The sequence below is a fragment of the Pseudoalteromonas sp. 3J6 genome (genome assembly GCF_903995135.1).
Taxonomy (GTDB): domain Bacteria; phylum Pseudomonadota; class Gammaproteobacteria; order Enterobacterales; family Alteromonadaceae; genus Pseudoalteromonas.
In genome coordinates this window covers 2,047,084-2,066,956 of sequence record NZ_LR877185.1, presented here as the reverse complement: position 1 = coordinate 2,066,956, position 19,873 = coordinate 2,047,084, and the positions used below count along the sequence as shown (strand labels likewise).

At 38.5% G+C, this 19,873-nt stretch carries 16 protein-coding genes; 8 read left to right on the top strand and 8 right to left on the bottom strand.

The features are described from left to right. Positions 1-116: 116 nt before the first annotated feature. Together P3J6_RS09400 and P3J6_RS09395 are read left to right on the top strand one after the other, a co-directional pair. Positions 117-3,044, top strand: coding sequence for a TonB-dependent receptor (locus tag P3J6_RS09400; RefSeq protein WP_198522833.1), 2,928 nt, complete (start codon positions 117-119; stop codon positions 3,042-3,044). A 112-nt stretch (positions 3,045-3,156) separates the two neighbouring features. Next, complete coding sequence (locus P3J6_RS09395) at positions 3,157-3,954, top strand: response regulator transcription factor (protein WP_198522832.1); 798 nt, start codon at positions 3,157-3,159, stop codon at positions 3,952-3,954. Between the two features lie 37 nt (positions 3,955-3,991). Here the strand turns inward: P3J6_RS09395 and P3J6_RS09390 are convergent, their stop codons facing one another. From P3J6_RS09390 to P3J6_RS09375, 4 genes are all read right to left on the bottom strand, one after another. Beyond that, entirely contained in the window at positions 3,992-6,079 is a 2,088-nt protein-coding gene (locus tag P3J6_RS09390) for a bifunctional diguanylate cyclase/phosphodiesterase (protein ID WP_198522831.1), read from the bottom strand. 183 nt (positions 6,080-6,262) lie between these two features. Then, positions 6,263-6,943: an SDR family oxidoreductase gene (locus P3J6_RS09385; RefSeq protein ID WP_198522830.1), complete on the bottom strand. Its 681-nt coding sequence runs from the start codon at positions 6,941-6,943 to the stop codon at positions 6,263-6,265. A gap of 239 nt (positions 6,944-7,182) precedes the next feature. Continuing rightward, positions 7,183-8,529, bottom strand: a complete 1,347-nt coding sequence (astB, locus tag P3J6_RS09380) for an N-succinylarginine dihydrolase (protein WP_198522829.1) — start codon at positions 8,527-8,529, stop codon at positions 7,183-7,185. 348 nt (positions 8,530-8,877) lie between these two features. Further along, positions 8,878-9,366 carry a MarR family winged helix-turn-helix transcriptional regulator gene (locus P3J6_RS09375; protein WP_008468659.1) on the bottom strand — a complete coding sequence of 163 codons (489 nt, stop codon included), beginning with the start codon at positions 9,364-9,366 and terminating at the stop codon, positions 8,878-8,880. Between the two features lie 130 nt (positions 9,367-9,496). Here P3J6_RS09375 and P3J6_RS09370 point away from each other — a divergent pair, with 130 nt between their 5' ends. Together P3J6_RS09370 and P3J6_RS09365 are read left to right on the top strand one after the other, a co-directional pair. After that, the gene (locus tag P3J6_RS09370; protein WP_198522828.1) at positions 9,497-9,925 is read left to right on the top strand and encodes an organic hydroperoxide resistance protein; all 429 of its coding nucleotides are present in this window, start codon (positions 9,497-9,499) and stop codon (positions 9,923-9,925) included. 835 nt (positions 9,926-10,760) lie between these two features. Next, positions 10,761-12,878 (top strand): methyl-accepting chemotaxis protein, encoded by a 2,118-nt coding sequence (locus P3J6_RS09365; protein ID WP_198522827.1) that lies wholly within the window; start codon positions 10,761-10,763, stop codon positions 12,876-12,878. 64 nt (positions 12,879-12,942) lie between these two features. Here P3J6_RS09365 and P3J6_RS09360 read toward each other — a convergent pair whose 3' ends face one another. Further along, on the bottom strand, positions 12,943-13,530 hold the full coding sequence (locus tag P3J6_RS09360) for a TetR/AcrR family transcriptional regulator (protein ID WP_138605828.1): 588 nt from the start codon (positions 13,528-13,530) through the stop codon (positions 12,943-12,945). 112 nt (positions 13,531-13,642) lie between these two features. On the opposite strand from P3J6_RS09360, the gene P3J6_RS09355 reads away from it, so the two are divergent. Then, entirely contained in the window at positions 13,643-14,185 is a 543-nt protein-coding gene (locus P3J6_RS09355; RefSeq protein WP_138764933.1) for a carboxymuconolactone decarboxylase family protein, read from the top strand. 59 nt (positions 14,186-14,244) lie between these two features. On the opposite strand, the gene P3J6_RS09350 is transcribed toward P3J6_RS09355, so the two are convergent. Then, positions 14,245-14,775: a hypothetical protein gene (locus P3J6_RS09350; RefSeq protein ID WP_138605832.1), complete on the bottom strand. Its 531-nt coding sequence runs from the start codon at positions 14,773-14,775 to the stop codon at positions 14,245-14,247. A 48-nt stretch (positions 14,776-14,823) separates the two neighbouring features. Here P3J6_RS09350 and P3J6_RS09345 point away from each other — a divergent pair, with 48 nt between their 5' ends. After that, positions 14,824-15,183 carry a DUF1294 domain-containing protein gene (locus P3J6_RS09345; RefSeq protein ID WP_198522826.1) on the top strand — a complete coding sequence of 120 codons (360 nt, stop codon included), beginning with the start codon at positions 14,824-14,826 and terminating at the stop codon, positions 15,181-15,183. 47 nt (positions 15,184-15,230) lie between these two features. Here the strand turns inward: P3J6_RS09345 and P3J6_RS09340 are convergent, their stop codons facing one another. Both P3J6_RS09340 and P3J6_RS09335 read right to left on the bottom strand, forming a co-directional pair. Continuing rightward, on the bottom strand, positions 15,231-15,575 hold the full coding sequence (locus P3J6_RS09340) for a PEGA domain-containing protein (RefSeq protein WP_138605835.1): 345 nt from the start codon (positions 15,573-15,575) through the stop codon (positions 15,231-15,233). A gap of 178 nt (positions 15,576-15,753) precedes the next feature. Further along, a complete protein-coding gene (locus P3J6_RS09335) occupies positions 15,754-17,727 on the bottom strand; it encodes a serine/threonine-protein kinase (RefSeq protein WP_138605837.1) in 1,974 nt (657 codons plus the stop codon). 393 nt (positions 17,728-18,120) lie between these two features. Between P3J6_RS09335 and tagH the strand changes: the two genes are divergently transcribed. Together tagH and tssJ are read left to right on the top strand one after the other, a co-directional pair. Beyond that, a complete protein-coding gene (gene tagH, locus P3J6_RS09330) occupies positions 18,121-19,389 on the top strand; it encodes a type VI secretion system-associated FHA domain protein TagH (protein ID WP_198522825.1) in 1,269 nt (422 codons plus the stop codon). 15 nt (positions 19,390-19,404) lie between these two features. Further along, on the top strand, positions 19,405-19,869 hold the full coding sequence (gene tssJ / locus P3J6_RS09325; RefSeq protein ID WP_138605841.1) for a type VI secretion system lipoprotein TssJ: 465 nt from the start codon (positions 19,405-19,407) through the stop codon (positions 19,867-19,869). The last annotated feature ends 4 nt before the right edge of the window (positions 19,870-19,873 follow it).

Below are 19,873 nucleotides of genomic sequence, written 5' to 3'. Positions count from 1 at the left end.
CATTAACAAGCTATTAAGCTTGGTTATGTAAAATACAGCTACTTTTTTCGTACCATCTTTCCTTGGTACGCTCACCTTTAAGTATTAACTGTATTTTAAATGGAACTGTTAAAACTATGACCGCTCATCGGATAACTCAAACCTCTGCTCACTCACTTCCACGTTTTGTTAAATCAACGCTGTGTATCTCTATTTTATCTGTGTTTAATCACGCATATGCGGATGAAGCTGAAGATAAAGCATTAAAAAGTAAAGATATGGAAGTAATAGAGGTGCGTGGTATTCGTTCCAGTATGGTGGCTAATTTAGATATAAAACGTTTGTCTAGCTCTGTGGTTGATGCGATTACAGCTGAAGACATTGGTAAGTTTCCTGATAAGAACGTCGCCGACTCATTACAACGTGTACCCGGAGTGGTTATTGACCGTGACGGAGGCGAGGGCTCATCAGTTAGTATTAGGGGGTTATCATCTGAACTCACCTTTTCTCAGTTAAATGGTAATTTTATTGCGTCATCACCAGGAGAGCCATCTCGTTCGTTTGATTATGCATTACTCCCCTCAGCCATGATTGAAAGTGTGGAAGTGTATAAATCGCCAGAGGCACGTTTAGATGAAGGTGGAGTGGGCGGCACGGTATTAATGCATAGTCGTAAACCGCTAAGTATGGATGCAAACTCAGGGGTGATTAATATTGAAAGCACTTATGCCGATGTAACTGAAGAATATGAGCCCCAAGTAACCGCACTTTATTCTTGGAAGAACGATGCTGATACTTTTGGTGTGTTGTTTGGTTATACCTCACAAACACGCACTAACCGCTCTCTTTCGGGTGGCACCGATGCAAATGTGTGGCGCTTTGCCGGTGATAACCCGGTTGATGTTAATGGCGCACCGATTGAAAATAATAATCAGTGGGGTTCAGTAAGCGATTCTCAAGGCAATAATTATGACAATGTCTGGTTTCCTCAAGTGGTTCGAGGTTCAATTGTAAACGAATTACGTGAGCGAGAAGGGATACAATTTAGCACGCAGTGGCGCCCAACTAGCCGAGTAGAAATTGGTTTTAACTATTTTGGATTTTCACTTGATAAAAATAGAACTGAATCGGTGATTGATATACCTGAGTGGTCTTTAAATCCTGACTTTTTAACCGATGTAAGTTTGGATGAGTCGAGCACGATAGTTAATGGAATGCAATTTGATGCAGCTGCAAGTGGCATAGAAAATGATATGCAATTGCCGTGGATGCGAGGCAGCTATGTGCGTGAAGAGTCAACCTCTGACACTTTTGATCTCAACTTAACCTACGAAGGTGATTACTTCAAAGCCCGTTTTGTGGCGGGTAATACACGTTCTGAAGGTGGCCCGAAAGAGAGTTGGGAAGCAGCTTATAAAAGTTCTAACGCGGGTGAAAATGAAAACCGCATAGAAAATGCCGCTAAAACAGCGGGTTGGAAAATTAATGAGAACGATATTAGTTTAAATATAGATCCAAATACGTTAGCTAACTTACTCAATGGTGTGGGTGGTGGGCGCGATCCGGGTTCGTCAAATTCAAGTTTTGTGCGTAGTGAACTTGAAGAAGATTACTACCAAGCTGATTTTGATATTTATACCGATTGGGGCATTTTAAGAACAATTAAAACTGGGGTTAAGTATCGAGAAGCTTCGCTTCACCGCGAAACCGGTAATACCTTCTTTTTAGATCCTAATTTTGATATTGCCGCAGCAGAAGCCAGTGAGGGTGGGATCACACGCTTTGATAGTTACCAGTGGAATAACGGTATGCCACTAGCACAAGATGTGTTTATCAACGAAGGTAATATTGCGGGTGGTTTTAATATAAATCAAATGCCCGGCATTGATTGGGATAAATACCGCGATATTGTGACCAGTAATTATGTGCCGTATACGCGTAAAGAGGATAATTTCATTTATGATATTGAAGAGCAAATAGCGGCATTTTATCTACAAGGTGATTTTGAATTTGATAGCGTGCGCGGTAATTTAGGGGTACGTGTTGTTCGCACGAAAACCATGACATCATCAACCGATCTGTACACATATTTGCTGGATCATACTGACGATGAAAGCGGGGAGGTGGTAACCGGAGACGATAGATTTGTTGAAGATTATCAACTCAATACTCAAGAGAATACCGATACCCAAATTTTACCTAGCTTTAATATTGCATGGGATGCAAGCGAAGATATTGTTGTGCGCGGCGCGATTGCAAAAGTAATGTCTCGCCCTGATTATGCCGATTTAGGCGCACAACAACGCATTACGTTTGTTTCAGATGAGTGGGCCGACGACAGAGCTGAATTTAATGAAATTCCGGGTTTTAGTGGTAGTGGCGGTAATAAAAGCTTAAAACCTTTTGAGTCGGTGCAAGCTGATTTATCTATTGAATATTATTACAGCGAAGGCTCTGCTGTTGGTTTAGCGCTGTTTCATAAAACGGTTGATAACTTTGTTGTTCCCTTAGTTATTGACGTACAAAAAGATTTTGCAGGTAAAGAGGGCATAGTTGAGGCAGGAAATATTACTGTGTCGCCATATACCACTGTAGGCAATGGCACTGATGCTGTATCTAAAGGGGCTGAAGTATTTATACAGCATGCCTTTGATAGTGGTTTTGGTTTTTACGCAAACTACACTTATAACAAAACCAATAAGGCCGATGTAGAAGTAGATGGTAAAGAGTTTGGTAAATCGCCGTTAATTGGCAGCGCTAAGTACCAGTACAATACCTCGATATATTATGAGGGTGATGCCTTTAATATTCGTGCTTCTTATAACAAACGCGGTGAAACCGTGTTGGGTTTAAATAGTGGTTTAAACGTGTATCAAGACCCATACGAGCAAGTTGATGTAAATGCATCAATTACTTTATTAGAAGACTTGAGCCTAACAGCTGCTGTGATTAATTTAACGAAATCTGAGTCGGTAAAGCGCCTAGGTAACGATACAGAATCTCGGTTATTAAACTCAAGCTATTCGGGAAGGCGTTATTATGCGGGCATAAACTACCGTTTTTAAGAGTAGATTAGGGTAAACATGCCCTGTTGTTGCGGTTTTAGCTTTTTCTTGTAGGTTATTACTTTATAATGAGCATTATAAAAATTATTTAATTAATATTAACAGGATTGAAATGAGTGATTTAACGGCAATAGCTAACTTATCTATCTTATTAGTTGAGCCTTCTGAAGTGCAGCAAAAGCTAATAAAAAAATCACTGGCTCAGTGTGGTGTTACACAAATTGAAACGGCCAGCACTCAAGAAAATGCGCTGGCTGCTTTATCAAGCTACTCCCCTGATTTAGTGATCAGTAGTATGTATTTTAGTGACGGTACTGCAGACTCTTTATTACAGGCTATACGCAGTAACAGCAACACTGAGCAGCAGGCGTTTATGCTAGTGTCGAGCGAGCGTAATAAGCGCCATTTAGAGCAACTTAGGCAATCGGGCGTATTAGCTATTTTACCTAAACCGTTTAATGCCGACGAAATTACTCGTGCGCTTAAAGCGACTCTGGATATTATTAGCGAGCAAGAGGTGGAGCTAGAGCACTTTGATGTCACTTTACTTCGCGTATTGGTGGTTGATGACAGTCGTTTTGCGCGAAAACATATAATACGTGTATTAGCGGGAATGGGTATTCCTGAACCTGTAGAGGCAGAAGACGGTAAACAAGCGATTGAAATGCTTAATAATCAATCTTTTGATTTAATTGTTACAGATTACAATATGCCAGAAATGGATGGTAAAGAATTAACTGAAACCGTTCGAAAGTCGAATACGTACTCACATATTCCAGTTCTGATGGTGAGCTCAGAGGCCAACGATACTCATTTGGCTAATATTGCTCAAGCCGGTGTGGATGCCATTTGTGATAAACCATTTGAACCTGCAACTGTACGCGATCTACTTTTTAAAATTATGAGCTAACTCGCAGCTGTAAAAGCACTTTTTAACTAAAGTGCTTTTAAGTCGCTTTGCAGTAACGCGATGAAAAATTGAGCAGTTTGGCGCCGGGCAAGGGCTTACTTAAATAAAATCCCTGAGCAATATCGCAGTTTAGCTCGTTAAGTAAATCTAGCTGTTCTTTGGTTTCTACCCCCTCCGCAACAACCTTTATTTCTAGGCTGTGTGACATAGCTATGGCTGCTTTTACCAAATTACAGTCTGCTTTATTATCTGTTATCCCAGTGATAAAGCTTCGGTCAATTTTTAGCACATCAAAGGGGTACTCTCTTAAGTAACTTAATGATGAATACCCTGTGCCAAAGTCGTCCATTGACAGTTTTATGCCCAGTTCATCAATTTGTAATAAGGCGTCACGAATTGAGGTTTGACTATTCATCAGTACTCCTTCAGTAATTTCCAGCTCTAAGCATGCATTGCTAATACTGTTTTTATGCAGAGTACGCTTAATTATATTTACTAATTCTGGGTCTCTGAATTGCCGCGGTGATAAATTAATCGCCATGGTATAGTTTTGCTTATTAATTGATTGCCATTCATTTAAAAAGCGAAGGGCTTGTTGCAGTACAAATACACCAATAGGCGCAATCAAGCCTGTTTGCTCTGCAATGGGAATAAACTCATCAGGGATAATTTCCCCTAACACAATATTATGCCAACGTAGCAAAGCTTCAGCGCCAACGATGGTGTTTGTTTTTACATCTATTTGCGGTTGGTAATAAAGCTCAAATTCGTTTCGCTCCAGTGCTCCATGCATTTGCTCTTCTATTTCAAAACGCCGACGCATTGCAACATTCATTTGCGGGGTGAAAAAAGAGGAGGTATTGCGGCCCATCGCTTTTGCTTGATACATAGCGGTGTCGGCATTACGTAACAATACCGAAGAACATGTGCCATCTTTAGGGGAAATAGCAATACCAATACTTAATGTTAATAATAAGTCTCTGCCTGCCAATTTAAAGGGCTTTCTAAATGCTTGAAGCAATCGCTCAGCAATCGCTAAAGCGTCGTTTTCATCGTTTAAACTAGATATTAAAACAATAAATTCATCACCCCCTAATCGACCTACAGTGTCATTTTGCTTTAGTGTTTGCTGTAATCTATGTGCGGCTTCGATTAATAATTTATCTCCGATTTCGTGACCCAAAGAGTCATTTACCTTTTTAAAATCATCAAGGTCCAAGAAAAATACCGCGGCTTTTTCATGATTTTTTTGTACTTCTATTAATATTTGTGACAAACGATCTAAAGATAAAAAGCGATTAGGCAAATCGGTTAAGCTATCAAAATGAGCCTGATGGCGGATCAATTCTGCTGAGCGGTGTGGTTCGCTAATATCACGGATAATCACCATGATTTGATTTTTTCTGGGCAGTAAGCGCAACCTTGCCTCATAATAAATTACGCCTTCAGGCATGCTTAATTCGTATTCAAATCTAACAATATTGTCTTGTGCTATTGTTTTTTCAATATGAATCTGAAACTTTTTCGCTACCTTTTTGGGCAGTACATCAATCATTTTTTTACCAATAAACTGCTGGGGTGGAATATAAAGATCGTTGTTATTGCCTGCGTGATAGTCTGTAATAGTGCCATTTTGTTCTAGTACAAAAAATAAGTCGGGAATGGCTTCAAAGATAGTCTTCAACATATTGGCATTAAATGTGGCTTCTGCTTGTGCCTTGTGGACTTCTGAAAGGTCAATATCGATACAATACATTTGTTTGATATTATATTGATTAGTAAACATAACATGGCTTGAAAATACAGCTACATCATTACCCTCTTTATGTTTAAGGGTTAGTTCTGAGGCGGGAATTTCAATATCATCCTTGATCCAATTACTATGTGCTTCAATAACAGGCTCTCGCATTGGTGCGGGTATAATTAAATCTTCAAGCTTTTTGCCAATGGCTTCTTGGTGTGAATACCCATAAAGCAATTCACTGCCTTTATTCCAATAAATTACACGTCGTTGCTCATCATAACCTTGTACTGATACAGAATCGACTGCATCGAATAGTTGGTGCAACGGATCATTAGTAACATATTGATGGGCAGACATATTATTAGCTTTATGAGGAGCCATTAAATGGGTTCCGATTATTGAATTACTTTACTTATATAATAGACATAAAGTTGAGATTTAGCATGGTAAGGGAGGTTTCAATGCGTGACTTTTCATTGATTTAGTCGAAAGTAATTTCAACAAAGCACAATTAAGCACTTTTAGAGAAAAGACCAATAAGTATTGGCCTTTTGGATTAACTTGTTAGTTGGTGGGCATTAAATAGATTTCGCGTACGCTATTACGCTGATTAGCTTCAATAGCAAATAATACCGCATCGGCCACATCTTGTGGGTCGAGCTTATCGGGTTTTGCTTCATCAAAAAAAGGCGTATTTACCATGCCTGGGGCAATAGTGGTACAGCGACCATGCCATGGTTTCATTTCCTCTGCGAGGTTTTGACCAAAGCCATGAGCAAACCATTTAGTGGCACCATATATAGAGCCATCAATGGGTCTTCTTCCTGCTGCAGAGCTTGTTAAAATAAAATGCCCCTGGTTTTCACGTAAATGAGGCAAAGTGAGTTTTGCGGTCCACAACAACGCTTTAATGTTAAGGTCAACCATGGCTGACCACTGTTCAGGGTCGCCGTTTTCTGTGCCAGCTGATGAAACACCCATGCCTGCGTTAGCAAATGCCGCGTCTAATCGGCCAAATTTTTCAACGCCTTTACTCACCACATTTTCAAGTTCATTAAATTCAGTGGCATCGGCTGAAACGCTAAATGCGTTTTCATGGCCTAACTCGTCAACTAGTTTATTGAGTTTGTCTTCACTGCGCGCAGTTAATATCACTTTGTGACCATTGTTAACTAATGTTTTAGCGGTCGCCTCGCCAATGCCGCTTGATGCGCCGGTAATTAAAATTACTTTATGTGTTGTCATGGTTTGTCTCCTTTTATGGAATTCTGCCAAGCTTGATTGTAAAGATTCATTTAAATAAGTGTTTTTAGGATTGGATATCGCTTAAACGCACTGTCAGGATCTAGCAAATAGAGTTATATGTATTTGAATAATTGAGTATAGGTGCAAGTATAAGGTTAAAAACTTAACCTCAATTGAATTTAAAGAGATTAGCGTTAAGAGCTTGAACGTATTATCAAGCCCTTAAAGTAGCAAAGCAATTAAGCTTCTAGTTGAAATGGGTATACTGATCCTAAACTAAGCAACTGGGTTAACTCATCAAGCGCTTGATAACTTTCGGTTAGTAAAGCTGGATCGGCAAAGTCGTTAGCGCCGAGTTTATCGCGGTAATGGCGAGTAGCCCAGTCACATAATTGGGTATATTTTTCGTCATTTAAAATAACATCAGGGTTTACTGCTGCTAATTCATGGCTATTAAGCGCCACGCGTAAACGTAAACAAGCGGGCCCACCACCATTTTGCATACTTTGGCGCAAATCAAAAAACTGCACTTGATTTATGGGATTATCGGCAACAATTAGCTCTTCAATATACGCTTTTACAGCAGGGTTGCGCTGGCATTCTTGTGGGGCAACGAGCAGCATTGCATCGTCATTCATGCTAACCAGTTGGCTATTAAATAAATAACTACTAACAGCATCTTGAATACTCACTTTACTGGTTGGCACTTCAATAATATACAGCTGTTTGTTACCTACGTAGGCTTCGCGGATATCGTCTAGTGCTTGCGTTTGATTTAAAAACGCCTGCTGGTGGCAAAGTAAAACATTGGCGTTACCTACAGCAATTACATCATTATGGAACACCCCTTGGTCAATCACATCAGGGTTTTGTTGCAATAATATTTGACTGGTATCTTTTATATTATGCAATCGACAAATAGCCTCAGACGCCTCCAATGTTTGCCTTGCTGGGAATTTAGCTGGCTTAACAAGTTGACTGTTAAAGGCACTTGCACCAAATACAAATAACTCTAAACCTGTTTCACCGTGACTGTCGCATAAACGAGTATGGTTTGCTGCACCTTCATCACCAAAAAAACCTTGCTCAGGTAAGTGTGTATGATGTGCAAAGTATTGTTCGTTACTAAACATTGCTTTAAGCAAACGTGTCGTCGTATTTGGCTCTAATGAACGATGAAATTTATTATTAAGATTTGCCGCAGTAAAGTGTACTTTGCCATCGTTGGTATCAGGGGAGGGAGATACTGTAGCAGCATTAGCTGTCCACATGGCAGAGGCTGAGTAACAGGCGCGTAACAAAATAGGGTCGGCTTTAAAAGCTTTATTAATGACTTGCGCCTCGTTGCCAGTAAATCCTAAACGGCGTAATACATTTAAATCAGGGCGAGCATGAGGAGCAAACACCCCTTGGGTTAAGCCTTTATCGTGCATGGCTTTCATTTTAGCCAGGCCCTGCAATACAGCTTCTTGCGGATTTGAAAAACTCGCCGCGTTATTTAACGAAGCAACATTACCATACGACAAACCTGCGTAGTTGTGAGTAGGGCCGACTAAGCCGTCAAAATTAACTTCTAAAGCATGCATATACGTTCCACTAGCCAATTAAATAGTCTTTTACAATACAACGCTATGGGGTAGCTTGCAAAGTCTGTTTAAAAATAGTTCAACGAGAGTACATTCGTTCTTTTTCACTGGTGGTATGCGTATTTGTAGGCTCATTTACTTGCCACACTGTGATATCTAAGCGCCATAAAAAATAAAGAGTGTTGTATAAATTAGACATAAGTTTTTCCTTGGTGTTGCTAACGTCATTAAGGGAGTAGGAAGAAGTATGCCAACTGTTAATTGAATATTTTATGAATAATAATCAATAAGTTAATTTTTTATAACTAAACTATAAAAAGCGTAAGCACCACATTGGATAAGTTTACGCTAGGTTTGCACTAACTTGGGACTGTCTTTAGCATCGACACTTTCATCTTCAGTCTGGGTGCTTAAGTCGCTAACGATTAAATCGAGTAACTGCATTAATTGCTGTGCTTGGTTAGTGTCGATACTGTCAAATTTACAGAAAATTGTTTTTGGAATATCAGCAGCTTTAAGTTTTAAAGATTGGCCGGTGTGAGTCAATTGCACCAAACGCTTACGCTTATCGTGTTCGTCCTTTATAACGTTAAGCAATGACTTGCTGGTCATCTTTTTTAATATTTGAGTAAGCGCGCCACCATCAATTGCGGTTTTATCTATTAACTCAGCGATGGTTACTTCATCTTGTTCCCACAGCGCCATCATAACAACATACTGAGGATAGGTAAGGTTAAGCTCTGCTAGAGGCTCCCGATAGGCACGGGCTATGCTGTTAGACGCCATATATAAACGATGGCATAACTGATTTTTTAATTTTAACTGTTCAAACGACATCGCATTACCCTTCATTTCAAGATAGCTTATTTTAATTTGCATGCAAAGTAATTGCAATAAGAATTTAATTGCCTTATTATTTTGCGTGCAAAGTAATTAATTTGAAAATTTTAAATCTTAGGAGTTCACTATGAATGTATTACAAAATGTAGCTTATACAGCAAAAGCAACGGCAACAGGCGGACGTGAAGGCGTTGCTAAATCAGATGACGGTCGTTTAGATGTTAACTTATCAACGCCTAAAGGGTTAGGTGGTGACGATGGGCAGGGCACTAATCCAGAGCAATTATTTGCAGCAGGTTATGCAGCGTGTTTTATTGGCGCACTTAAATTTGTAGCCGGTAGCGTAAAAGTTGCTTTACCAAGCGATACTTACATTAACTCAGAGGTATCTATTGGTGCCATTGATGGCGGTTTTGGCATTGCGGTAAAACTGGCCGTGTCATTAGGTGGTATGGATAAAACAGCCGCCCAAGAGCTGGTAAATAAAGCGCATCAAGTATGTCCATATTCAAATGCAACACGCGGCAATATTGAGGTAGAACTTTCAGTTATTTAATCTATCCCTTTAAATGGTTTATAAAAACACGTCATGAGTGATCATCGCGTGTTTTTTTATTTGCTACTATACCTCTAAAACTCAACATGAATTGAAAAAATAGATAATTCCACTTTACAACAGTGAGTGCTGTACTCGATTCACTTAAAATTGAATTTAGTAAAATAACGGCGTTACCAGCGGTGCTAAAACATATCCACACTTATTGTAATTTGGCTCAAGGCATAGAAGTTTAATAACTGTAGTGAAAGTGTTGCAGGAAAAGGCTGCTATTGAATGCGACTCAATGCTTAACATTCTGCTAATACCCAAATGACTGAAAATTTAACCCTGAAAGGTCAACAGACCCTAGTCATGAAGTTTACCATTGCTATCATGAGTGGATAAGCGGTGTTATGGCTCGCTCAGGAATAGCTTGTTGACCCATACACAAAAACCCCTAAAGTAACAAGAAAGTCGGCCGATAGATTAGTTGTTATCGGAGAGTTTGCTGATTTTTTGCCACATTGGCAATCAATACCTCTTTAGATAGCTATCTTAATTGATAAATCTGTAAAAGTGATACGGTAACATTTTATATTATATAGCTGATGCAACTGGCCGACTGGTTGGAACAGTATTCTCATGATTAGTGTATAAACTATATGGATTAAAGCCTTGCCTGTGGATAGGTGTTTGCTTGTTGTTGTGCTAATAACCCAGCGGCGAAATGAGCAAAGTTAAATGGTAGTTGGTTATGAGGTTACGTTATTCAGGCTAATTTAAAACATTTAATAAAATGTTATTTAAATTGGTCTAAACTAAAAAATAAATAAGTAAAGCAAGGTAGTTATAAATGCGGGAAATAGCGTTAGCAAAAAAGTTATTGTGGATAAGCGTCGGAAGTATACTTTTAACTGTGGTACTATTTTCAGGCATACTCTGGTCTAAACTCTCATCGAGTAATGCGAATACTTCTGCTGAGGCCGAAACTTTAATTGTAAATGAGGTGGATGGTCGATTAACAGCAAATGCAGCCGCCTATGGTGAGAAAATCGCTGCCTTTATTAATGAAGCTTACCGAATACCCTTTTCGCTTGGTAGCATTTTAGAAGATGCCGACAAAGCCTCAATAGAACGTGACTCAGTTGTTTCTTTAAATCGCTCGTTATTAGAAAGTAACGATGTTATTTCTTCTATATATTCTCAGTTTGAAAAAAACGGCTTTGATGGTAAAGATAGCGAATTTACTCAAGGCTATGATCACTCTGTTGCCGGTGCTGGAACATTAGAAATTTATTTCACTAAAAACAGTAATGGCTTGGTTGAACAACAGGTCGTTGAAGACGCGGCAGAAAAATACGCGGATAAAATAAATGAATTTGGTTTACGTGAGGCCGAGTGGTACTTGTGTGCTAAAGACAAGTTAAAACCATGCATTATGGAACCCTACTTATATGAGATAACACCGGGTTACTCAGAAATGATGACTTCACTTGTTGTACCCGTTATTAAATCAGGCAAGTTTGTTGGTGTAACTGGGGCTGATATTACCTTACCTGTATTTCAAAAGTTAACAGAAGAGCTTTCAAATGCGCTTTACAATGGCAAAGCAAAAGTAACGTTACTTAGCCATTTGGGCTTAATTGTTGGTACCAGTCATTATAAAGAAAAATTAGGCCGTCCACTGAAAGAAGCTGTTAGCGCTAAAAGTTATGAAAGTTACAAAGCACTAAAAGGCACTAAAGGAATTAACAAGCAAGCCGCAGAAATAATGGTGTCTTACCCAATTGAAATTAAGCTTGCTGATGTGAAATGGATGCTGCTAATTGAAGTACCCGCGGAACTTGCTTTTGAGGGGCCAATTCAATTAACTGCAGGCATGTCTGAGGCAGCAAAAGAGCTGGGTGTGATTATTTTGATCACCGGTACTGTGATTGCGGTATTGGCATTTATAGTAATGAAGCTCGTTGTAGGTAGTGTTGTAGCGCCACTGCAGCAAATTCAGGAACGCGTTGACAACTTAGCAAGCTCTGAAGGCGATTTAACTCAAACTCTGCATGTGGATACTCACGCTGAATTGATTGCACTAGCGGGAGGATTTAATAAGTTTTTATCAAAACTTCGTGAATTGATCAGTGAGCTAAAAGCGGTCTCAGATCAAACCAAGCACCAAGGTGAGGTTACTTCGAACATTGCGGTAGAAACCAAGCACAATGTGCAAGCACAGTTTAAAGAAATTGAAAGTGTGGTTACTGCAATGAACGAAATGAGCGCGACAGCACTTGAAGTGGCAAAAGCTTCAGAGCAATCGGCGCAACAAGCAGATGAAATTAATACCCTAGTGGTAAGTAGCGAATCGAGCTTATCATCAGCTATGACGCAAGTTAAAACCATGTCAGAGGAAATTAAAGAAGCTAATCAGGCGGTAGAGAAAGTAGCATCGCGTAGTAATGATATTACCCAAATACTTGATGTGATCCGAACTATCTCTGAACAAACTAACTTACTAGCGCTAAACGCAGCTATTGAGGCTGCGCGAGCAGGGGAGCACGGACGTGGTTTTGCCGTTGTTGCTGATGAGGTTAGAGCTTTAGCATCTAAAACGCGTTCATCAACCGATGACATTAGTAGTTTAATCGACAGCTTACTTTCAGAAGTGGGTAATGCATCAACTGTTATTGAAAAAGGTGTAGTACGCGCTGAAACTGCAGTAGATGAAACCTCAACGGCTTTTGATGCACTGCACAGTGTGGTTGTGAAAGTAGATGAAATAACCAATCAAATTACCCATATCGCAACGGCTGCAGAAGAACAAAGCCTAGTTACCGAAGAAATAAATCGCAACTTGACAATAATTTCTGATGCCGCCTCACAGCTTTCAGATTTATCTGCTCAGGCAGGCGACAGCAGTGAAGAGCTGAATAAACTGGTTGCGCAGCAAGACTCTGAACTTAATAAATTAAAAACCTAATCGTCGAACTTTGTTTTTAAATTAAAAAGGCAGCTAATTTAGATTAGCTGCCTTTTATTTTCGGCTAAAGACTTTTCATGAGTGAAAACATGTTTTCGATCATTGGTTTGGCTAAATGCTCGACGTTTGGTCGATTAAAATAATTACGTAAGCCAGTAAATTGTATTTGGAAAAAACGAGCATAATCTATAGCGGCAATATTTCCGCTTAGCTCTTTATCAGCTATAGCGAGTGTAAATAGTTCAGTAAGGTAATGTTCAAAGTCTATCATTAGCTCTACACTGATTTGGTAAAGATAACTGTCTTTCTCAATGAACTCATTATTAGCTTTTACTAACATGCAGATAGCACTTGGAGTATTACTTTTTGAGGAGATAACAACATACTCTACAAAATCTTGAAGTGCGTCAAGAATACTGCTGCATGATACTAAACGCTCATTTATTAAGCTTTGCATTTGCTTGGCATAGTTTTTTATCGCTTCACAATATAAACCTTCCTTAGAGCCAAATGCCGCATAAATGCTGCCAGGACGCATGTTAATTGCATCTTGTAAATCGCGAGTGGATGTAGCATGAAAGCCCTTCTCCCAGAATAATTGACTAGCGGCACGAACAACTTGCTCGCGTTCAAATTTAACTTTATTGGCCATAATAGTTTCTATTAAATTGAGCGACTGTTCAATTTTAACTTGAGCAGTCGCTCAAAATCAAATAGTATGTGTTTCGAAGTTAGTTAATTACATTAATTTATTGGAGCAGAACATGGCAGAATTTACGTTATATACTCAAGACAACGCACCTGAAGAATCAAAATCGCTTATGGCTGATTCAGTAGCAGCATTTGGTATGGTGCCAAACCTTCATGCAGTAATGGCAGAAGCACCTACGCTTCTTAAAGGCTACCAAGTACTGCACGACTTATTTCAAAAAACATCGTTTAACGCAGAAGAGCTAACAGTGGTATGGCAGTCAATTAATGTTGAGCACGAATGCCATTACTGTGTACCAGCACACAGCGCAATTGCCGCTTCAATGAAAGTTGATCAAGGTATTGTTGATGCATTGGTTAATGAAACGCCACTTGCAGATGCAAAACTTGAAGTACTTCGTGAAACAACGCTTGCAATGACACGTAATCGCGGCGTAATTAGCAATGAGCAAATTGAGAAATTTTTTGCAGTAGGTTACGGTAAACAGCAACTGCTAGAAATAATTGTTGGTTTATCGCAAAAAGTAATGAGCAATTACACTAATCACCTAGCTGATACACCCGTTGACGAACCATTTAAAAAATTCGCAAAATAATAGCGGTTTTATAAATAACAAAGGCAGCCTAGGCTGCCTTTTGAGTTTTAAGACCAAAGTTACTTAAATTTAACGGTTTTTGTACTGCGAGTATAAATACGCTGTTCCGGTTTAGTCCATTCTCCTTTTTTTAAATAAGAGGTAGAAACAACAAACTGTTGATCTTTAAATTCACTGGTTGATTTAACTTTAGTGATCCCTTCTTTGCTACCAGTAACATCTTCGTAAGCCACAAATTGCGTTGGGCTCAGCACTTTCATGACGCCTTTAGTATAAAAACCAGCTGTTGTGAAGTAATAGAAAACCAGTGACTGTTTTTTACGATCATAGAAAATCATTGACTCCCCTCCATACTCACCCTCATTAATCGAGTGTGAAGTACGAATGGCTTTACCATTAAGTGCGCGCTGCCAATTACTGACATCTTGAATGCTTGGCTGACCTGTTTCGGTATTGAAATCCGCTTGCCATGTGCCTAAGTAAGGCGTAAATATCGCAAGTTCTGGCGCTAGTAAGTCTGCTTCATTATTTGCTTGAATACTAAATATAGATAGTGATAACAGCAGCATCGCGGCCTTTAAATATGTCATAATTTAACCTAAGTGTTTTTTAATTATTTTCATTATAGGCGATTATTTTTGATAAAAAGTACCTTAATTATATTTTCGAGTATGTTTATAGCTGCAATATGGCTTGCTTATTTAAATCATAAAATTGAGATGTTCATACCGATCTATATTTCATTACTCAGTGGTATTACTTTTTTATATTATGCCTGGGATAAACGAAAAGCAGTGCAGTCGAATCGTAAACAAGTAAGTCGTATACCTGAGCGACATTTATATCTCTGTGCTCTATTAGGAGGGTGGCCAGGCGCACTTATCGCGCAGCAAGCTTTACGACATAAGTCAAAAAAGCGCGTATTTATAGTGGTATTGTGGTTGTGTATAGCGGTGAATTTAAGCTTGGGCGGTTATATTTGGTATGTTTATTATTAATGTTAAAATGCCTTTATTTAAAAAGGCATTTTACTGCATTAAACAGTCTATTGCGCAGATTGACTTGATTGTTTTTCATCGAGCTCTATGGTTAAGATAGTTTTTTTATCAACCGTTATCCATTTTCTATAAGTAATATAACCTGCCTTACTTACTTCAATATCATATTTACCTGCATCTAGTTCAATAGCATCTTGATACACAGGCACTATATTCATTATACGAACTCTAGAGTCGGCTGGGTTAGTGATAACCGTAAGTGATATTGGTGCATTTTCTTCGCTCATTTGAGGAGTTGGCTCAATAACAACATCTTCAGTTTTGTTTGTTTTAGATGTTGCTGAACAGCCAGTGAGTATGAGTGCTGCAGCTAGCAAGCTTAAATTTTTCATAGGTACTCCATAAATTATAAAAAGTCTAAATATGTAAAATCTTGGCGGAGTGTATGATGATATGAATGCACTCGTCGTCCTTGACTTTGTTGTCTGTATTTTGATTTTAGTCTAATAGCTATGCAATCGTTATTCAATCACTGCTGTGTTATTTTTAAACAATAAATAAACGCATTTTTTAGAGCATTTTGTCTAACGACTGAGTAATCGCTTCACTTTTTTCAACTAAACGTTCAGCGGCTTTATACATTCTTTTTTTCATTAAATCGTTTGCTGTACTGATGTAACGTCTCGACAATTCTTTTCTCAACGAAATTAAAAGTGAGAAGTCATCCGGTAATGCTGTTGATTCAGATTTAATAAATTCTTCGAATTCCATTAAAGCTTTATGATCTTCTATTGTTTCTAACTGAGCAGAGAATCGTTGAAACTTAGGACCATAAAACACCACGGCATCGGCACGAGGAAAGTCTGCCTGTTCGCCTAAATTAATCTTTTGCTGATACGCAGTTAATGCATTAATAGCAGATTCTCGCTGCATTAAATTTGCTAGTAACTCATCCGCTTTTTTGTTGTTTGTAAAAACGATTTTACCCACGTTTAAGAGAACTTTTTGGGTGATCACATCGTCACTTTCTATCGCGGTATTTAACGCAACTGTAAAATTATCAAAGTGAAGATCTGTAGGCTGATAACGGTAAGTTTTATCAACTTCTTTTAAGTCAAAAATCAAGTGGGCAATACTATTTGGCTGCTCCTCGTTATAACGCGACTGTTCGAGTAATAAATCGATTCTGGCTGTAATATCAAAAATAATTGATTGGCGTTCCCTAAGCACACTTTCTAATTGCATTGATAGTTTTTCTGAGTCAGGGTAATAATTTAATGCATCAGAGTAAACGGCTATAATTTTATCGAAATCTTTAAATTTACGACCAGCGATATTATTAAACTGATTAGCTTCATCGTTAAAGCTCTCTAATATGCTTTGCTGGTTTGATCTTAGTAACCCTTGTTTAAGCACTTCATATTGTGGCGGGATTTGTTCAAGTTTGTTTAAAATTGTTGGCCCCTGCCAAGACATCCACGCTTCTACTTGTTGATTAATTGCTTTGGCATTATCGAGTTGTGCCTGTAATTGTTTAGTATTATCTGAGTTTGAGTAATAGTTTTGCGTAATCAAAGCAATAATGGCTATACTCGCTGCTGTAGCAAAAATAGCAGGGTTTAAGTTTGTTGTAAGACTTTTTAAAATGGGCTCTAATGATTCAAGCCTTTGATTCGCATTTAAAACTAATGCTTTATTTAAATTGTTCCACAAAAGAATAGGGCAGTTACTTGGTTTTTTCACTGTTGTGTTTTTAGGAACTTTATCTGCAGCAATACGGTTAAATGGGTGTTTACTGCTGAGAAGTTCATAAGCAATGCATGCAAAAGAAAATACATCGTCTTTTACTGATGCTTCACTACCCTTTAATTGTTCAGGACTTGCATATGTTGGGGTGTAGCCGCCAATTGTTGCCAGTTCACTGTCATTTTTTACAGCGTATTGATCGTCTAAGCTTTTGTGTTTGGCAATACCAAAGTCAAGTACTTTAAGGTTACCGTTAGAATCAAAAATAATATTTGAAGGCTTGAGGTCATTATGAATGACGCCACGCGAGTGGGCATATACAAGAGCGTCAGTTAATTGCTTTAAAATAATTTTTGCTTTTTTAAACGCTAAGCCAGAGGGTTTGTTTCGTTTAATAATTTGTTCTAGTGTTTCCCCTTCAATTAACTCCATAGTGACATAATATAGATCGCCGTCAGAGTCTGCTGAGTACACTTTGACAATACTTGGGTGGGAAAGCTGTTGCGTTTTTGCTGTTTCATCTTTTAGTAGTGAGATAGCTTCTTCAGAGCTTGAGAATTCTTCTTGAAGTACTTTAATTGCTACCGATGCTTCTGAGCGATTACCGTTTTCTAAAAAAGTATCGCGCGCCCGATAGATATAACACATCCCGCCTTGGCCAATCAGCTCTTCAATTAAATAGCGGCCAGATATTTTTTTGCCAAGTAGATTTTGCTTGCGAATGTTTGACGTTTTTTTTGCGTTTGAGTCTAGGGAAGCAATCTGAGTTTTATCGTTGTGATCATTAGTACTGCTCATAAAAAATCCTTTTATTGTGTTAAGTTAAATAATTACAAAGGTAAATATTCTCTGCTTATCTATCAATTTTCCCTCTGATATGAGCATGTATTTTACAAAAATATACAATTATAGCAATGCCTGAATGACATATTATTGTTGGTAAATTCCCCTTACTGTAAATTGAAAAAGTCGGTTTAAAGCTAGAAGGAGTCTCTAAGAAGGCTATTTTCGGTCTAGTTATAAAGCATTACGGTAAAATATTTCATCGCTGTATAATTTGTTTATCAAACGTCTTGTTTTAGAGACAAAATCAATAGCGCAATATTTTCTTGTGTTAATTTCAATGTTGACAATAGTTTCGCTTCTACTTTATCCTGTTCACAATAATGATATAAGGGACTGACTTATCAAATGGAACTGATACTAAACATCACTAGTTATCACAGACTTTCACCTGAAATAGAAGCCACTAAAACTGTAACAGATTCATTAACTTTTGGTCGCTCTGAAGCGTGCGATTGGCACTTACCTGATCCCGAAAAAATAATCTCAAGTAAACACGGCATAATAGAAAAAGAAGGTGACTCTTTTTACGTATACGATAATTCAACCAATGGATTATTTATTAATTTTGCCGTAGCGCCGCTCGGTCAAGGCAACAAACAACGTTTGTCAGACAGTGACGTGTTAACCATTGGCGATTTTCAAGTCAGTGTGGTGCTAACATCAGCTCAACAAGCCGATGTGAGTAATTCTGCTCCAAGTCATTTTCAATCAGTAGATGCTTTCGCTGCGCAAAATTCTCAACCGGCTGAGCAGTCTATACCTTCATTCGATGACTCGATTATGAATGAGTCGATGCCTGAGATATCAGTGACTGCGCAGCAACAAACTGATAATCATATTCCGGAAGACTGGGATGAATTAACGCGCCTTATGAATACCGATGATTTTGACATTGGCAATAATGTTAGCAATTCATCAGCACCTGTTGATACCCCTGCGCCTATTCAAGAACCCCCCCGTTCAAGTAGCCACGCTAATGAGCATAAGCCTGAGATACAGTCTGCACCAGTAAAAAACGTGGTTCAAAGTGACAAGGCGTTATCAGATGCGTTTTTAAAAGGGTTGGGGATTAAAGATGAACTTAAAAATTCATTAGATAATGAAAAGCTGTGGTTTGAAATGGGCCAAGGGCTTAATTTATTGCTCACTGAGCTTATGGAATCTTTACGTCAACGCGCTATTGTAAAAAACAAATTAAGATTGAATCATACGATGTTTCAGGCTGAGCAAAACAATCCATTAAAATTTTCTGCCAACATTGATGACGTTATTCAGAACTTGTTCATAAAAAATAGTGCAAGCTTTCTGTCTTCGAATGAATCTATTAAAGAAAGCTTTATAGACACACGTAAGCATGAGCATGCATTACTCGCTGGTGCAGATGGCGTGTTAAAAGGGATGTTGTCGCAGGTTTCTCCCATGCAAATTAATCAACAGGCAAACGATAATTCTAACGTGTTAAAAATTATCCCCGGTCAAATAGAGTCTAAATGCTGGAAATTATATCAAAGTTTATATGATGATATTTCTCAGGAAGTGAACACTAAAGGCGCCATGGCAATGTCAGATGATTTCTTAAAGGCATACAACGATCGAATCAAAGAAACGCACTAGAAAGGAAAGTAAATAATGTACAAAGTTAAGCTCTACTTATTGAGTTTTAGTTTACTATTTTTGGTAATGGGATGTTCTACGATGAATAAAATCGTACCCCCTTCTACCGATCTGATCATTAATGTATCTAAAAATGTTAATCCAGATACATCAGAACGTCCTTCTCCAGTGGTAATGAAAATTTTTGAGCTCAGCTCAAGAACTATTTTTGACACGCAGGACTTTTTTAGCTTGTACGACACACCAGAAAAGATCCTCGGACCTGACTTATTAAAAAAAGATGAATTAGAACTTCAGCCTGATTCTGTGCAGCAATATAAAATGAGCCTTAATCGTAATACTCGTTACGTTGGGGTTGTTGTTGCTTATAGAAATATAGACCAAGCAAGGTGGAGAGCGGTTATAGAAGTTGACCCTACCGGCTATGACGATATCAATGTTAATGTAGAAGCAATTGCGACATACATGAGAGAGCAATAAAAAA

Bases quoted from the DNA above. Each gene is read 5' to 3' on its own strand.
- P3J6_RS09400 (WP_198522833.1), top strand. From the start codon at position 117: ATGACCGCTCATCGGATAACTCAAACCTCTGCTCACTCACTTCCACGT.
- P3J6_RS09395 (WP_198522832.1), top strand. From the start codon at position 3,157: ATGAGTGATTTAACGGCAATAGCTAACTTATCTATCTTATTAGTTGAG.
- P3J6_RS09390 (WP_198522831.1), bottom strand. From the start codon at position 6,079: ATGGCTCCTCATAAAGCTAATAATATGTCTGCCCATCAATATGTTACT.
- P3J6_RS09385 (WP_198522830.1), bottom strand. From the start codon at position 6,943: ATGACAACACATAAAGTAATTTTAATTACCGGCGCATCAAGCGGCATT.
- astB (WP_198522829.1), bottom strand. From the start codon at position 8,529: ATGCATGCTTTAGAAGTTAATTTTGACGGCTTAGTCGGCCCTACTCAC.
- P3J6_RS09375 (WP_008468659.1), bottom strand. From the start codon at position 9,366: ATGTCGTTTGAACAGTTAAAATTAAAAAATCAGTTATGCCATCGTTTA.
- P3J6_RS09370 (WP_198522828.1), top strand. From the start codon at position 9,497: ATGAATGTATTACAAAATGTAGCTTATACAGCAAAAGCAACGGCAACA.
- P3J6_RS09365 (WP_198522827.1), top strand. From the start codon at position 10,761: ATGCGGGAAATAGCGTTAGCAAAAAAGTTATTGTGGATAAGCGTCGGA.
- P3J6_RS09360 (WP_138605828.1), bottom strand. From the start codon at position 13,530: ATGGCCAATAAAGTTAAATTTGAACGCGAGCAAGTTGTTCGTGCCGCT.
- P3J6_RS09355 (WP_138764933.1), top strand. From the start codon at position 13,643: ATGGCAGAATTTACGTTATATACTCAAGACAACGCACCTGAAGAATCA.
- P3J6_RS09350 (WP_138605832.1), bottom strand. From the start codon at position 14,775: ATGACATATTTAAAGGCCGCGATGCTGCTGTTATCACTATCTATATTT.
- P3J6_RS09340 (WP_138605835.1), bottom strand. From the start codon at position 15,575: ATGAAAAATTTAAGCTTGCTAGCTGCAGCACTCATACTCACTGGCTGT.
- P3J6_RS09335 (WP_138605837.1), bottom strand. From the start codon at position 17,727: ATGAGCAGTACTAATGATCACAACGATAAAACTCAGATTGCTTCCCTA.
- tagH (WP_198522825.1), top strand. From the start codon at position 18,121: ATGGAACTGATACTAAACATCACTAGTTATCACAGACTTTCACCTGAA.
- tssJ (WP_138605841.1), top strand. From the start codon at position 19,405: ATGTACAAAGTTAAGCTCTACTTATTGAGTTTTAGTTTACTATTTTTG.